The sequence below is a fragment of the Idiomarina sp. UBA3176 genome (assembly GCF_002364295.1).
In the GTDB taxonomy this organism is placed as follows: domain Bacteria; phylum Pseudomonadota; class Gammaproteobacteria; order Enterobacterales; family Alteromonadaceae; genus Idiomarina; species Idiomarina loihiensis.
In genome coordinates, this window is sequence record NZ_DEXU01000027.1 from 169,407 (window position 1) to 185,138 (window position 15,732).

At 45.5% G+C, this 15,732-nt stretch carries 17 protein-coding genes; 6 read left to right on the forward strand and 11 right to left on the reverse strand.

Annotated features, from left to right (window positions below; genetic code table 11):
* Positions 1-133 precede the first annotated feature (133 nt).
* A complete protein-coding gene (locus tag B2U97_RS13840) occupies positions 134-598 on the forward strand; it encodes a c-type cytochrome (RefSeq protein ID WP_286822902.1) in 465 nt (154 codons plus the stop codon).
* Here the strand turns inward: B2U97_RS13840 and B2U97_RS13845 are convergent.
* Positions 595-1,242, reverse strand: a complete 648-nt coding sequence (locus B2U97_RS13845) for a cytochrome b/b6 domain-containing protein (protein WP_286822903.1) — start codon at positions 1,240-1,242, stop codon at positions 595-597. The two genes, B2U97_RS13840 and B2U97_RS13845, sit on opposite strands and share 4 nt — an antisense overlap.
* 78 nt (positions 1,243-1,320) lie before the next feature.
* On the opposite strand from B2U97_RS13845, the gene B2U97_RS13850 reads away from it, so the two are divergent.
* Positions 1,321-1,677, forward strand: a complete 357-nt coding sequence (locus B2U97_RS13850; protein WP_286822904.1) for a response regulator — start codon at positions 1,321-1,323, stop codon at positions 1,675-1,677.
* Between the two features lie 19 nt (positions 1,678-1,696).
* Here the strand turns inward: B2U97_RS13850 and tyrA are convergent, their stop codons facing one another.
* The 7 genes from tyrA to ffh form a co-directional block, all read right to left on the reverse strand.
* On the reverse strand, positions 1,697-2,839 hold the full coding sequence (tyrA, locus tag B2U97_RS13855; protein ID WP_286822905.1) for a bifunctional chorismate mutase/prephenate dehydrogenase: 1,143 nt from the start codon (positions 2,837-2,839) through the stop codon (positions 1,697-1,699).
* A gap of 11 nt (positions 2,840-2,850) precedes the next feature.
* Positions 2,851-3,453 (reverse strand): DNA-J related domain-containing protein, encoded by a 603-nt coding sequence (locus B2U97_RS13860; RefSeq protein WP_272989976.1) that lies wholly within the window; start codon positions 3,451-3,453, stop codon positions 2,851-2,853.
* 71 nt (positions 3,454-3,524) lie between these two features.
* Positions 3,525-3,884 (reverse strand): 50S ribosomal protein L19, encoded by a 360-nt coding sequence (gene rplS / locus B2U97_RS13865; protein WP_011234959.1) that lies wholly within the window; start codon positions 3,882-3,884, stop codon positions 3,525-3,527.
* 32 nt (positions 3,885-3,916) lie between these two features.
* On the reverse strand, positions 3,917-4,675 hold the full coding sequence (trmD, locus tag B2U97_RS13870; RefSeq protein ID WP_011234960.1) for a tRNA (guanosine(37)-N1)-methyltransferase TrmD: 759 nt from the start codon (positions 4,673-4,675) through the stop codon (positions 3,917-3,919).
* The gene (gene rimM, locus B2U97_RS13875; RefSeq protein ID WP_011234961.1) at positions 4,675-5,199 is read right to left on the reverse strand and encodes a ribosome maturation factor RimM; all 525 of its coding nucleotides are present in this window, start codon (positions 5,197-5,199) and stop codon (positions 4,675-4,677) included. Before rimM ends, trmD begins: the two co-directional genes overlap by 1 nt.
* 28 nt (positions 5,200-5,227) lie before the next feature.
* A complete protein-coding gene (rpsP, locus tag B2U97_RS13880; RefSeq protein WP_011234962.1) occupies positions 5,228-5,476 on the reverse strand; it encodes a 30S ribosomal protein S16 in 249 nt (82 codons plus the stop codon).
* Between the two features lie 119 nt (positions 5,477-5,595).
* Positions 5,596-6,960, reverse strand: a complete 1,365-nt coding sequence (ffh, locus tag B2U97_RS13885; protein ID WP_011234963.1) for a signal recognition particle protein — start codon at positions 6,958-6,960, stop codon at positions 5,596-5,598.
* A gap of 157 nt (positions 6,961-7,117) precedes the next feature.
* Between ffh and B2U97_RS13890 the strand changes: the two genes are divergently transcribed.
* Entirely contained in the window at positions 7,118-7,912 is a 795-nt protein-coding gene (locus B2U97_RS13890) for a cytochrome C assembly family protein (protein WP_011234964.1), read from the forward strand.
* A gap of 68 nt (positions 7,913-7,980) precedes the next feature.
* Positions 7,981-9,279, forward strand: coding sequence for an HlyC/CorC family transporter (locus B2U97_RS13895; RefSeq protein WP_286822906.1), 1,299 nt, complete (start codon positions 7,981-7,983; stop codon positions 9,277-9,279).
* On the opposite strand, the gene B2U97_RS13900 is transcribed toward B2U97_RS13895, so the two are convergent.
* Complete coding sequence (locus B2U97_RS13900; RefSeq protein ID WP_110013842.1) at positions 9,276-9,914, reverse strand: hypothetical protein; 639 nt, start codon at positions 9,912-9,914, stop codon at positions 9,276-9,278. The genes B2U97_RS13895 and B2U97_RS13900 overlap by 4 nt on opposite strands.
* A gap of 128 nt (positions 9,915-10,042) precedes the next feature.
* Positions 10,043-11,656, reverse strand: a complete 1,614-nt coding sequence (gshA, locus tag B2U97_RS13905) for a glutamate--cysteine ligase (protein ID WP_286830587.1) — start codon at positions 11,654-11,656, stop codon at positions 10,043-10,045.
* A 168-nt stretch (positions 11,657-11,824) separates the two neighbouring features.
* Between gshA and B2U97_RS13910 the strand changes: the two genes are divergently transcribed.
* Positions 11,825-14,425, forward strand: a complete 2,601-nt coding sequence (locus B2U97_RS13910) for a response regulator (protein ID WP_286830589.1) — start codon at positions 11,825-11,827, stop codon at positions 14,423-14,425.
* A gap of 9 nt (positions 14,426-14,434) precedes the next feature.
* Positions 14,435-14,608 carry a hypothetical protein gene (locus B2U97_RS13915; protein ID WP_011234969.1) on the forward strand — a complete coding sequence of 58 codons (174 nt, stop codon included), beginning with the start codon at positions 14,435-14,437 and terminating at the stop codon, positions 14,606-14,608.
* On the opposite strand, the gene B2U97_RS13920 is transcribed toward B2U97_RS13915, so the two are convergent.
* Positions 14,605-15,732: a sodium ion-translocating decarboxylase subunit beta gene (locus B2U97_RS13920; RefSeq protein ID WP_273025283.1), complete on the reverse strand. Its 1,128-nt coding sequence runs from the start codon at positions 15,730-15,732 to the stop codon at positions 14,605-14,607. The two genes, B2U97_RS13915 and B2U97_RS13920, sit on opposite strands and share 4 nt — an antisense overlap.

A 15,732-nucleotide genomic window follows, 5' to 3' on the forward strand; every position in this document is an offset into this window, starting at 1 on the left:
CCCATTTTGACTTATTTTTGTCATTTAGTTATCTCATTAGATAAGTTACTTTGTTATACATAGGGGTGACAAGCATTAACCGACAGATCGTGTATTATTAACGATCAGTGAATTTAACAAACGGAGTGTTTCAATGAAAAAACAACTAATAACAACAGCTATAGCTGGCCTGATGACTCTGTCATTCAATGCAACGGCTAACGAGAACGCTTTTAATGACGCCGATAAAGCCGTGGAATATCGCCAAAAAGCGTTATCAGTTATGCAGCAAAACTTTGCGGCTATGGCTGCAATGGTCAAAGGCGAAGTCGAATACAACGCTGACTTTTTTCAACGTCGTGCAAATGATTTTGAGAAAATGTCGGGTATTCCATGGGCTGGTTTTGCCGTTGAAGGCGCAATGCCAGGCAATAACTCTGATGCATTAACCGCCATATGGGATAACTGGGATGACTTTCAGCAGCGCGCTAATGACTTGCAAGAGTACGCTGCCAAACTGGCGGACGTTAGTCAAAAAGGTTCTATTGACTCAATAAAACCCGTTTTTATGGATGCCGCTAAAACCTGCAAAGGCTGCCACGACGAATATAAAGACTAGTTAAGCAGCAACATTAAGATTAACCAGACAGCAACCGCTAAAATGAGCCCCTGCCAACCGGGTTTCAGATTGGGCGCTTGCTGACTGGTGGTTCTGTAACCATGCACCATGGAAGCCACTAAAGGTGTTCCTTTAAGGCGATAAAAAAGCACTGCCAAAATATGTACGGCAATAACAATTAATATCACGTCGAACTGGGTTTTATGCCAGCTGGTTACCGCTTTTTGCCCATCCGAAGATAGCCAATTAGATAATGGCCCCGAAAATAAAATGCCGTCGGTTGAGAATAGCCCCGTAATAACCTGACTTAAGAGCAACCCAAGCATAATAATGACTGCCCAGCCACCAGCCGTACTGTGGGTATTCTCTGCCTCATAGCGCCCTTTAAAAACATTATGCAAATGCTTAAAGATAGCTTTAGGTGACTTTAAAAAAGTTTTAAAACGGGCATTTTCGCTACCAAATATTCCCCAGCAAATTCTGACTAAAAGTAACGCAAGTAAGGCAACTCCGATATCTTTGTGCAGCTCCATACGGCCATTTTCAACGGTCCACCAGAGCCCGCCTAAAAGAACAATAAGCAAGCCGTGAAACACACGAATAAAGCTATCCCAAACTTTTATAGAATTTCCTTTCTGTTTCATGTTGTTAGCTCCAAATTACTGGGAATATAAAAAGCTAAGTGCTAGGGTATAATTAATTCCATTAAATGGGTAGTGACTATGCGCAAAGTTCTTATTGCTGACGACGACTTTATCAGCCTTGAAGTGTTAAAAGCGATGCTTGCCAATTTTGAGGTAAGTATATTAACAGCAATGACAGGAGAAGAAGCCCTGACTTTGGCTGAAGAGGCTCCGGATCTCATTTTTCTGGATTACGAAATGCCGGACATGTCAGGAGCTGAAGTCTGCCAGGAGTTGCGACAAAGCGATATGCACAAGAACACACCGGTTATCGCTATTACCAGCCATCAAAGCGCTAGCGAGATGAGCGCTTGCCGTGAAGCAGGCATGAATGCGACATTGCATAAGCCGGTTTCACCAGAAGCGCTTAGTGAGTTAATGGCTGAATACCTATAAAACTTGTAGCCAGCAACAATTATTGATGCTTGAATCTTTGGTCGTCTGCCAACTGCACCAAAGATTCGCTCTCTTTCAGGAACTGACCGGAAAATTCACCGAAATACTGGCTAACCTCATCGAAAAGCGAGATAAAATCCGACTTTTTACCCTTTTCTACATCATCAATGATCGCTGAGAATTGCTGCAGATAGCGTCTAATAGACGCAAATTGTTCTTTGTTCGCAGCAATAATATCAGCATAAAGTTCCGCATTTTGCGCAAACAAACGACCTATCATCATCAATTCCATCCGATAAATAGGCGAGCTCAATTCCAACAGCTCTTTAATATCGACACCTTCATTAGCCAGGTGAACGCCGTAAGCAAAGGTGCTTAAATGGCGCATCGCCTGGATCCAGCCCATAGCATCGTCATGTTTATCGGCATTAACTTCGTGTAAGTGGGCGCCCCAGTTAACAAACTGATCCAGTAACCATTGATAACGCTCCGGTTGGCGACCATGAGTAACAACCACCAGTTGCTTCGCCAAATTCTGCACAGAAGGACCAAACATAGGATGCAAACCAACAACCGGCCCGCTATGCTGTTCCAGCATGGCATTTAAAGGAGCCGCTTTAATACTGGTTACATCAGCCAGAACACAGTCCTCCGCTAGAGGTGGCAACTGTTTTATCAATTCAACGGTCTTATTCACCGGCACACTCATCAAGACCAACTGCGCCTGGTTTAAATCGTCCTTATCTGGCCAGTCATCGTCTTTATCAATGGTTGTTACCGAATAGCCTGTCTGTCGTAGTTGACTGACCAAACGTGCACCCAAAGCCCCTTTACCGCCAAATACAAAAACCGGTCGTTCAAGTTGAGTCGAAGTTGCAGCAGCCTGCGCCGTCTGCGTCCGATACGATTCTCGAATAATACGACGAATAACATCTTCGATTAAGTCTTCCGACAAGCCCGCCTCTTTAGCTTTGCTTCTGCGCGCTTTTATTAAAGAGCGCTCTCTCTCTGGAACGTAAAGAGGCTGTTTCAACGCACGTTTGGTTTCTCCCACAGCGGCAGTTAACTTTGCTCGCCGGGCAATTATCTCAATTAATTCGTTATCAGTGGCATCAATTGCATTACGCAGTTCTGATAATTGTTGGTCCGGGTCATGGCTCATGAGCTGTTATCTTATTCCTCTTTTATGGCTTCTATAACACTATGGTAGGCTTTCTGAATTTTTTGCATTTTAGCCACACTCCCGCCTTTATCGGGGTGGTACTTGTGTACTAGTTTACGATATTGCTTTTTGATAAAGGCCTGACTTGCCGGCGGTTCAACTTCCATAATCTGCCAGGCATCGTTCACAGGCATGCTGGTTTCTACCTTAGAAGAAGAATGCCCCATGCGCCGCCAAAAATCATCCAGCATAGATTCAACATCAGCGCCGGATGTCGAGCCCAGTTGATTCAGATCTAAATAATATTCTGCTAACGCGTCCTTTTCTGTCAATGCAGAAACGCCACGTTGCCATGGCTGACATTCAATATTCAGGGTATGAATAAAAAGCTCGTACTTTTTTTCTTTCCGCCAGCGTTCACGCAATTTATAAAGACAGTGAAACAATAAAAAGTGAGTCTGAAACAAGGTCAAGGGATCACGCAGAGCTTCTTTATCAAAGAACTCATAAGGCGGCCCCTGCAAAGACGCAATCAGTTCATGCTCAGTCCAGTGGTGCTGAGCATCCAAATTTTCAGCTAAAATCTGGGTTAATATTTCGATATCTTCGTTCATTCTAAAACACTATCAAAAAACCCAGCACAAGGCTGGGTTTTTCTTTGCTATTTCGTTTGTTTGCTAAAAGCTTAAGACAGCTTCTCGCGGATACGTGCAGACTTACCAGAACGCTCACGCAAGTAGTACAGTTTCGCGCGACGAACCGCACCACGACGTTTGACTTTAATGCTGTCAACTAATGGGCTGTGCGTTTGGAAAGTACGCTCTACGCCTTCACCGTTCGATACTTTACGTACTGTGAACGCTGAATGCAGACCGCGGTTACGAACACGGATAACAACACCTTCAAACGCCTGAAGACGTTCGCGGTTACCCTCTTTTACTTTTACATTTACAACAACAGTGTCACCTGGTGCAAACTCAGGTAAATCTTGTTTCATCTGCTCTTCTTCAAGAGCCTTAATGATGCTTTGGCTAACTTTTGCCATTTTCGTATCTCCTATCCTAGGTAAACTGTACTTTATTCGCCGGATGATTGTTGTGCGATAAACTCGTTCAACAATGTTTCCTGCTCGTCAGTCAGAGCTAGGCTATGAATTAACTCTGGTCGTTGCAGCCAGGTTTTACCCAAAGACTGCTGTAAACGCCAGCGACGTATCTTTTCATGATCACCGCTTAATAAAACCGGCGGTACTTGCTGTTCATTATAAGTTTCTGGTCGAGTATAGTGAGGGCAGTCCAGTAACCCGCTGGCAAAAGAATCTTCTGCTGCTGAATCCTGGTGTCCCAACACCCCGGGAATTAACCGTGATACCGCGTCAATAAGCACCATTGCTGGCAACTCACCACCGCTTAATACGTAATCCCCTATCGACCATTCTGCATCAACGTATTGTTTAATAACGCGTTCATCAATGCCTTCATAACGGCCAGCAATCAAAATCATTCGATCATTGCCGGAGAGATGTTGCACTCCGCTGTGATCAAGTTTTTGCCCTTGCGGTGACAAATAAATAACAGGAGTATCCTCACCCAGGCTTTGTTTTGCTGCGTTGATAGCATCCACAAGTGGCTGCACCATCATCAACATACCCGGACCACCGCCATAAGGCCTGTCATCAACAGTCCTGTGGCGATCATGAGTGAAATCACGAGGATTCCAGACACTCACTGTCAGCAAACCTTCCTTTATTGCTCTGCCGGTAACACCGTAATCGGTGACGGCCGAAAACATTTCAGGAAACAAACTGATGACGCCAACCTGCAAAGGCTTGCCCATCAAAAGTCCGATGGCCACTCAACCTGAATCTGTTTGGCTTCCTTATCAACCGCAGTGACATATTCACTTTGGATAAAAGGAATTAAACGTTCAGATTTTCCGAACCCATCGTTGCTGTTTGCTTTTACGACCAACACATCGTTCGATGCGGTGGGCATAATTTGTTCAACCACACCCATATCATAGCCGTTGGTGTTCACTACACGCATACCAATAAGGTCGCGCCAGTAAAACTCATCGTCAGCTAATGCCGGTAACTCATCTGCCGTAATGCAAATATCCGCACCAGTAAGGCGCGCAGCCTCATCGCGATCGGATATGCCTTCTAACCTGGCGATAAGTCCGTTGTTGTGGCGACGCCACTCGACAACTTTCATTTCGCGCTCAGTTTTCTGGCTGAGTAACCAAGGGCTGTATTCAAATATCGATTCTGGATCATCGGTAAATGACTGCACTTTCAACCAGCCTTTTACGCCATACACCGCACCGATGCGACCAACGACGATTTGCTCTGATTGCTGCATTAATTTACCTACCTGAATCTGTTAATGCTTACGCCGCAGCGCTTGCATCTTTAACTAATTTAGCAACACGATCAGATAACTGAGCGCCTTTGCTTACCCAATGCTCGATGCGGTCAACATCAACACGAAGTTTTTCTTCCTGACCACGAGCTACAGGGTTAAAAAATCCTACTTTCTCAATGAAACGACCGTCGCGAGCATTGCGACTGTCAGCAACTACCATTTGGTAGAAGGGGCGTTTTTTCGCGCCACCACGTTGTAAACGAATGGTTACCATTGCGTTCCTCAATATAACTGTTTTGTAAATGTAAAAAATAGCAAAGCCCTCCGACAGAGTCGGAAGGCTCGGCAATTCTACTGATTTTTACTGCAAATGCAAGCTTGACGTGCTTTTTCCTAGCGTCCGGGGAACATTCCTGGTGGCATCTTTCCGCCCATGCCGCGCATCATTTTCTGCATGCCGCCACCTTTCATTTTTTTCATCATTTTTTGCATTTGAGTAAACTGTTTAAGCAACTTGTTCACGTCCTGCACCTGAGTACCTGAACCGGTTGCTATACGGCGCTTACGCGAGCCCTTTATTACGTCGGGTCGTAGCCGTTCTTTAGGAGTCATGGAGTTGATAATGGCTTCCATGCGCAAGGTCATTTTGTCATCCATCTGACCTTTCATTTGTTCTGTCATTTTACCCATGCCCGGCATTTTGGTCATTAATCCCATCATGCCGCCCATTTCACGCATCTGTACGAGCTGATCACGAAAATCCTCCAGTGAGAACTGGCCTTTTTTCATGACTTTTTTCGCCACTCGCTCCGCTTTTTCTTTATCGACTTTTTGTTCGACTTCCTCAATCAGAGAAAGCATATCGCCCATGCCAAGAATTCTGGAGGCTACGCGGTCAGGATGAAACGGCTCCAGCGCATCGTTTTTCTCACCAACACCCAGGAATTTAATAGGCTTACCGGTAATATGGCGAATAGACAGAGCCGCACCACCACGAGCATCACCATCGGTCTTCGTCAGAATAACACCCGTTAAAGGCAAAGCCTCGCTAAATGCTTTGGCGGTATTTGCCGCGTCCTGACCCGTCATCGCGTCAACGACAAACAGGGTTTCAACCGGATTGATGGCTGAGTGCAGTTGCTGAATTTCCTGCATCATGTCTTCGTCAATAGCGAGACGACCGGCGGTATCCACTAATACCACATCAATAAACTGCTTACGTGCCTGGGCAATAGCAGCATTAGCAATATCAACTGGTTTTTGATCAGTTGAAGACGGGAAGAACTCAACGCCTACCTGCTCGGCAAGAGTTTCCAGCTGTTTAATAGCGGCCGGACGATAAACGTCGGCACTGACCACCATGACTTTTTTCTTCTGGCGCTCAGTTAAATATTTAGCCAGTTTGCCCACACTGGTGGTTTTACCCGCACCCTGCAAACCTGCCATCAAAATAACAGCTGGCGGCTGGGTATTTAATTGCAGAGGTGCATTCGCCTCACCCATTGCCGCTTCCAGCTCAGACTGGACAATTTTGACAAAAACCTGACCCGGCGTCAGGCTTTTGTTGACCTCTGTACCTACGGCCCGTTCTTTAACTTTAGCAATAAAGTCTTTTACCACAGGCAAGGCAACATCGGCTTCAAGCAGCGCCATGCGAACTTCGCGCAAGGTTTCTTTAATATTGTCTTCGGTCAGTCGCCCCCGGCCACCAATAGAATGCAGCGTTTGCGACAAGCGTTCCGATAAATTCTCAAACATGTCGATCGTCTCTTATATTGCGATTTCTGACGTTAATAGTAATGGGGGCAGTATATCTGATTTGCAAGAAAGTTTCGCCCCGTAAGTATTGGGTTTAACCGACTGACGTCGTATACTCAGGGCACGAACAACAGGAATCAGGGAAGTCGGGCGCGTGATGCTCTCTTTATTGTTGCTAATCAGCTTATTGGGTTACAGTGCCAGCGCTTTTGTTATTCTACAAAATATCTTAAAAAACAAAGTGCTTCACCCAGCTTATCAGATTGTACCAGCCGCTTTGGCGGTTGCTGCGCATGGCTGGCTCATTTTAATACAACTTTCCAACGATGATTTCGATCACATTAATATCTCATCCAGTCTGGCTATTGTGGCTTTTCTGATAGCCGCTTTAACCGTAGTGAAAAATAACCAGGCCAGTAACTTATTCCTGAAGCCGGTTATTTATCTGTTTTCTGCGCTTACCACACTGTTACTTGTGTTCACTCCGGTTAACTGGGGTGCTGACATCAGCATCGGACATGGGTTAGTTTTTCACATTACCTTGTCACTGGTCGCCTATGGAATATTGGCCTTAGCCACACTTTACGCGTTACAAACCAGTTATTTAAACCGTGTATTAAAAAACCGCAAAGGTCATAGTCTGCTGAGCAAACTGCCACCATTAATGACCGTCGAAAAATACTTTTTTAATCTTCTGGCGCTGGGGACTTTTGTACTGTTTCTCGCTCTGGGCTCAGGGTTTCTTTTCCTCGATGACATGCTTGCTCAGCAGCAAGCACACAAAACCATTTTAACCAGCGTCGCAGCTTTGCTTTATCTCTTGGCCGTTGTCCTGCACCGGACGTCAGGCTTACGAGGCCGCATTATTGTGGTCATTACCGTACTTGCCAGCACCCTATTAACCTTAGGATATTTTGGCAGTCGGTTCGTGAAAGACTTTCTCTTATCCTGAATGACACTTGACTTCATAGCTGAGAACTCTACATTGTCACATTCACAGTATAATTAAGGAATAAACCGTTGGACGAGATATCAACGAGCATGTTGCTCGTGATTTTAGCCGTACTGTTACTTTTATCCGCATACTTCTCTGGCTCCGAAACTGGCATGATGTCTATCAACCGGTACCGTCTGCGCCATCTGGTACAAAACAATCACCCCGGAGCTAAGCGTGTCCAGTACCTGCTTGATCGTCCCGATCGGTTAATTGGCCTTATCCTTATTGGCAATAATCTGGTCAACATTGGTGCATCGGCTATCGCAACTATCCTTTGTCTGCGCTGGTTCGGTGACGCTGGAATAGTAATAGCTACTTTTGGTTTAACCTTAATTATTCTGATTTTTTCTGAAGTTACGCCGAAAACCATTGCAGCACTGCATCCGGAGCGCATTTCTTTTCCCAGCTCCTTAATTTTGATGCCTTTGCTAAAGGTCATGTACCCTATCGTTATTGGTATGAACTTCATCACCAATTCTTTCATGCGCCTGCTGGGAGTTAACCCCAAGCAGTCACAAATGGCTGACGCGTTAAGCTCCGACGAGCTGCGTACAGTAGTAAATGAAGCAGGGAATTTAATTCCGACTTCGCACCAGGAAATGCTGGTCAGTATTTTAGATCTCGAGAAAGTTACTGTAGAAGACGTCATGGTGCCCCGTAACGAAATCGTGGGTATCGATATTAGTGACGACTGGAAATCTATCGTTAAACAACTGTCAAATGGTCAGCACACCCGTGTACTGCTTTATCGCAATGAAATAGATGATGCTATCGGCTTTTTGCATGCCCGCGATATTATGCGCCTGATGAGCAAGAACCAGTTTACTGCAGATAAATCCATATTAGTTCGCGCGGCAAGAGACAGCTACTTTATTCCCGAGGGCACACCGCTGAATGTTCAGTTGCTGAAATTTCAGCGTCGTAAAGAACGCATCGGACTGGTTGTCGACGAATACGGTGACATTCAGGGGCTTGTTACTCTGGAAGATATTCTGGAAGAAATTGTTGGTGACTTCACCACTTCTATGGCGCCTGCTCCCAGCGAATCTGTCACACTGGAAACTGACGGCAGCTTTTTAGTCGACGGCTCAGCTAACTTGCGCGAATTGAACAAAGAAATGAATTGGGATTTTCCGACTGATGGCCCAAAAACCTTAAGCGGCCTTATTATTGAACAGTTCGGAGATATTCCTGATGCCCGGTTGTCGCTGCGTTTAGGCGGTTATCCGGTAGAGCTTGTTGAAATTGGTGACACTATGATAAAACAAATTAGAGTGTTTCCTGAGCTCTACCAAAAACCCGACAATCAGGCCAATGACTAACCGAAGAATAAACGCCATAGCCAGCCGTGCTTTAAATCTTCCTCACACTTATTCAATTGTGCGGCATATGTCATAGAGCGACTTTTTACGACCCTGGATACTTTTACCAGCCAGGGTTTCTTTAAATAAGACTTACGCTGATAGCCACCCCAGCCTTCATGATAGTTAAGGTATTGTCCGTAAGCATCCCATTTAGATACCCCATTAATTTTATAGGTTTTTGCTATAAACCAACCCATAAAATCAATCGCATCTTCAAAATCATCGCGGCTCGCCCAACCGTTCCCCGTTTCACGCTGGTAATCTTCCCAGGTCATCGTTTTCGCTTGCGAGTAACCGTAAGCTGAGCTTACCCGCCCCCATGGAATAAAACCTAAAAGGTAGTCTCTGGGAGGCAAAGCATTATGCTTGAAGGAACTCTCCTGATACATCATCGCCATTGGTACATGAATAGGTACGCCCCAGCGTTCACGGACATCAGCGGCCGCATGATACCAGTCACGGTGCTCTTCAAAAATATGACAGACATTTTCAGGGTTCGCCGGAGGGGGTGTTGCGCAACCACTGAGAGTCGCGACAAACAAAGCACTTATCAGTACTTTCGATTGAATAGGGAAAAAAAGTTTTATCGCCATTGAACTTTATTCACTCGTTAAACTCTCAGTAATTGAACACATGTTGTAGCTGATAAATGCATTCATGTTCATCCCCTGAACGTTTTATTGAACGCAGTCCAAATTTGGGCTGCGTTTTTTTATGTTTATCAATCAGCTAGCTGACCAGAGCGTGCTGCCTGTTTGAAATAATTTGCCAGAAACGTATCAAAGTCAACGTTATTGTCTTGCTGATAACGTTCTTCAAACGCTTGCTCTGATTCGGCCGCCCATTTAGCAAAGTCGTCTTGTTGATAGTAACTGAGCGGCTCATTTTTCAGTTGCTCGCGGTATTGCTTAGCTAACTGCATACCTAAATTGCTGTTATCGCGGTCTTCTTCTTTGAGCAATCGTAAAATTTGACCCGATAACGTACTTTCCGGATTTAATACCCACTCGTACAAATCCGCTAAATGATTCTGATACACTTTATTGCCTGAACTGTTATCCAGTGCTTTAGCAATTGAAGAGAAATCTGCAAACAGTTCTTCCAGCCAGTCGGCCATTAGGCGATCAATGCCGTTTTGCTGCAAGCTTAAGCGCGGATCACGTCCCTGCATAACCACTTTAGTAAAATTCTTGTCGGCTTGCTGCTGCTGTTCCCAGCTCATTTCTTCGCTTGGTTGTAATAAACAATGCAGAAGCATTAAGTCCAGAAAATGCATTTGCTGCGCCGTGATACCCACATCACTAAACGGGTTCACGTCCAGTGCACGAATCTCTACATACTCTACCCCACCACGCTCTAGGGCCTGGCTTGGCGTTTCGCCATCGCGGGCTGTCTGTTTAGGACGAATTGGCGAATAAAACTCATTTTCTATCTGCAGAATATTATCGTTAAGCTGACGATAATCGTCGCCTACTTTTACACCGATTTTCGAAAACTGCTGAGATGGCGTTGTAATTGCGCGACGCAGGCCTGTCACATACTCATCCAATGAATTATAAGTAATTTTCAGAGTTGCCTGTTCTTTATTGGTATAACCTAAGTCGCTCATTCGCAACGACGTACCATAAGGCAAGAATACCGTGCCTTTACCTACCGTATCAAAATCCCATTTTTTCAGAATCTCTTCATTTTTAGTCTGACTGAAAAACGATTTACACAAAGCAGGCGAAGCGCCAAACAAGTACGGAATAACCCAGGCCACGCGCTTAAAGTTACGGATGAGAGCGAAATAGCGTTCGGTACGGAAGCTCTGATTATTACTAACGCCTTCAATCTCCGCTAATTCTTCCCACATTGCATCGGATACAGAAAAATTATAATGCACTCCGGCAATAACCTGCATAGTGGCGCCGTAGCGATATGTCAGACCGCGACGGTAAAGGCTTTTCATGCGTCCCGAGTGCGAGTCACCATATTTAGCGATACGAATATCGTCATCTGAGCCAATGTAGCAAGGCATGCTCATTGGCCACAACAATTCGTCATCAATGGCGTTATAAGCCACCCGATGAATATCACGGAGCTGTGACAGCGTTGTGTCAATATCGGAGGCAACCGGAGTAATAAACTCAAGTAGGTTCTCTGAGTAATCGGTTGTAATGGTCGGATGCGTCAGAGTTTTCCCCAGTTCCTGGGGATGGTCACCCGGCGCCAGCGTCCCATTTTCTTTTATTCGCAAAGCTTCACGTTCAATACCACGCTTAATGCCCTGCCAAACTGCTGTTTTACCCGATTGCTTAAGCTTTTCGATAACTGCTTGAAATGTTTCTTGCAAAAGACAACTCCATTCACTGAGACGGAAGGTTTTCTGCCGCTAAGCTTACTGGTAATTCGCTAAAAGGTCTATGGTTGTCACCCTTAATTTGACCACATAACTTGGCGATTACGGCTCAACGTGGCAGACTAGCTACTGTTTATCTAACCTTTCGGTTACGGATCAACCATGAATTCATTCTGGACTTTTTTACAGCTCATTTTTGTCATTCTTCAGGTAACCAGTCTTGCGTTATATGCCCTGTTACCTGCCCCCTGGAGTGACACTGTATTAGTCGCGATGATTCTGTTCAGTTTAATTATTGGCATTGTCATTTGGTGGTGGTCCCGACGTAACGCACTGACTGCGCCTTTTCGGCAACCCTTTTTATCGTCAGACTCGTTACAACTGTTTGAACAAGTTTTTAATGACCTGCCAACCCGGGTTTACTGGCGCGATCCTGAGTTAAAACTTTTAGGGGGAAACCGCGCTTTTGCCAATGACTTTGGTATTGATCCTGAGTCTCTGGCCGGTAAAACGGATGCTGAAATCGATTCCCTTGCCAGTAATGACGTATTACTGGAGCGCGACAGAAAAACCTTTAGTCAGCAGGCACCTTCCGTTAATGCAGAAATCGAACTAAAAGTGAGCGGTAAGAGTCAATGGGTCGAGCACTCCAGTGTTCCACTTTACGATGACGACCACAATATTATCGGCATCCTCGGTAGCTACTACGATATATCCGGTATTAAATCGGTCGCTGAAGAAATGGAAAAAGCCAAAGAAACCGCCGAACGTGCTAATCAGTCAAAAGGTGAGTTTCTGGCGAATATGAGCCATGAAATTCGCACACCAATTAACGCTATCGTCGGTATGGCAAACCTTTGCCTGAAAACCGAACTTACGCAAAAACAAAAACGCTACATCAAAGTCATCGACTCCTCTTCACAGGCTTTACTGGGGGTTATTAATGACATTCTCGATTTTTCGAAAATTGACGCGGGTAAGTTAACTGTCGAGCGCATTCCTTTCGACTTGCAGGACGTATTGACCTCACTGGCGGATATGTTTGCGTACCGGGCTTACGATAAAGACCTCGAGTTTATTATTAACTTACCGGCCAATATACCAACGCGTTTAATTGGTGACCCACTGCGCTTAAATCAGGTGCTGGTTAACCTAATTAGTAATGCCATTAAGTTTACCGAAGACGGTGAAATCAATGTTGCCGTTAACCTGCTGGACAGTTCCCGGGATAATGTTTTACTACGGATATCGGTTACCGATACCGGTATTGGTATGGACGAAGAACAGCGCGCCAACCTCTTTAAAGCCTTTACTCAGGCAGATACTTCTACAACCCGTAAGTATGGAGGTACCGGCCTTGGCTTAGCCATTTCCCGACGTCTTATTTTATTAATGGGCGGTGATATCGGCGTAACCAGCGCCGCCGGTCAGGGCTCAACGTTTTACATCGAAGTAGAGCTGCCGTTACAGACCGAGCAGGACAACAGTCATCATCAGTATCTTTTGCAGAAACTTAAAGGTGTTCGAATTCTCGCCATTGATGACAACTTAAGTACCCGCGAAATGCTGTATGAAATGCTGCGCAGCTATCAGGTTGACGTAAAAGTTTGTCGCACAGCTGAACAAGCTCTGCAAGTGTTTCAGCTGTCTGTCGAGGACAAAAATCCTTATCAACTGGTTTTGGTTGACTGGCGTTTGCCGGGTATGGATGGTCTGGAATTTTGCCAAAAAATAACAGAACGTTATGCAGAAGACATTCGTCCTAAAATGACTCTGGCAACGGGGTATTATGCTGAAGAATTATCAGAAAAGGCGAAACAAGCAGGCGTCAATGACATCATTTCAAAACCCTTTACCGCGTCAACATTAGGTAGAAGCCTGACCTCAACATTATTTCAGCGAGAGCTCCCCGATGCGGACGATGCTGACAGTGGTGACGGCATCCCGGAAAGTATTTTGCGAGCGCCTATTTTGGTGGTAGAGGACAATGAGATTAACCAGCAAGTCGCCAGAGAAATTCTCTCAAGCCACAAGTTTAAAGTGGATATAGTGGAAAATGGGCAGCTAGCAGTAGAAGCCGTTCATAACAAAAATTATTCGCTGGTATTAATGGACATTCAAATGCCGGTCATGGACGGACTGAAAGCGGCGCAAACAATCCGCGCCGACTTCAATTATCAGCAGCTTCCTATTCTGGCAATGACGGCCAATGCAATGAGTGGCGACGAGGAGCGTTCACTTGCCGCGGGTATGCAAGGACATATTGCTAAGCCAATTGATGAACAACAGCTGATTAAAGCCATTATTAAATGGGCGGTCCCGGGTGACTACACCAATAACCAACAACCAGAAGTACCACCAGAATCTAAACAGGATGAGGTTAATAAACCGCCAGTTCGTATTCCACAAGTGAAGGGCATTGAGTTTGAAACGGCATTAAAACGCTTACAGTACAATGTTGAGCTTTATCTAAAATTAGTAGAGCAGTTGTATGAAACCTACCAGGGTAGCGCCACTAAAGTTTCCGACTTTATTACCCGGGGTCAGCATGAAAGTGCACGCCGCTACTTCCATTCATTAAAAGGAGCCGCCGCGAATTTAGGCTTTACTCAGTTACAAAGCAAGGCCGCCGACTTAGAGCAATTTATGGCAGAGGGTAATATCGATAAAGTCGCTGACCAGATCACTGAGCTGGAAAAACGTTTACGCTATGCGCATCAGGCGGCTGTCGACTTAGAAGCCATTCAACAACATCAGTCTTGAGGAATTACTATGATCCGCTATTTTTTTATTATTCCGCTGCTGCTCAGTCTGATTTGGTTGCTGTATTTACGCGCTAATGGCTGGAGTATCAAACAAGGTTACAAAGGCTTTGTGTATATTGCGGTTATAAGCGCTGTCATCGCCGCTTTTTACACGGCGATGATGTTTCTGACCGGACGTTAAACCAATGCCAGTAAAACCCCCGCTGCAACTGCTGAGCCTAATACTCCGGCTACGTTAGGCCCCATCGCATGCATTAGCAGGAAGTTATGCTGATTAGCCTGTAAGCCAACCTTATTAACCACCCTTGCAGCCATAGGTACAGCGGATACTCCAGCAGCACCAATCAGCGGGTTAATCGGATCTTTACTGAATTTACCCATTAATTTCGCCATTAAAATACCACTGGCGGTTCCTATAGCAAATGCAACGGCACCTAATACCAGAATGCCCAGCGTCTGGAAACTGAGGAACTGATCCGCCTGCAGTTTAGAGCCCACAGCCAAACCGAGAAAGATGGTCACGATATTAATCAGCTCGTTCTGAGTGGTTTTCGTTAAGCGCTCCACTACGCCAGATTCACGCATTAAGTTACCCAGACAGAACATGCCTACCAGAGGCGTTGCTGAAGGCAAAAACAGCAGCGTTAACCCCATAGCTATTAACGGGAAGAAAAGCTTCTCACGACGAGCTACCGGCCGTAACTGCTCCATTTTAATCTCACGCTCGGCCTGAGTTGTCAGCAGTTTCATTATTGGCGGCTGGATAATAGGCACCAGCGCCATATATGAGTACGCTGCAACAGCAATAGCGCCCAATAAATCCGGTGCCAGCTTCGACGCCAGGAAAATAGCAGTGGGGCCATCAGCGCCGCCTATAATTGAAATAGCCGCCGCATCGGACATCGAAAACTCAATGCCCGGTATGCCATTCAAAGCAATAGCTCCAAACAAGGTAGCAAAGATACCAAACTGAGCCGCCCCACCCAAAAACAGCATTTTAGGGTTTGCCAGCAAGGGACCAAAATCGGTTAACGCCCCAACTCCCATAAAAATAAGCAAAGGGAACACACCGGTGTCGATACCAACGCTATACACGTAATAAAGAACTCCACCTGGCTCCGTGAAGCCACCTAAGGGGATATTTGCCAGTATTGCGCCAAAGCCAATAGGTAATAGTAATAGAGGTTCAAATTTCTTTGAGATTGCCAAATACAACAACAACCCACCCACCAGAATCATGCTGAACTGGCCGAATGTCATTGCAGCAATGCCGGTGGTTTCCCATAAAATCTGCAGCTTTTCCAT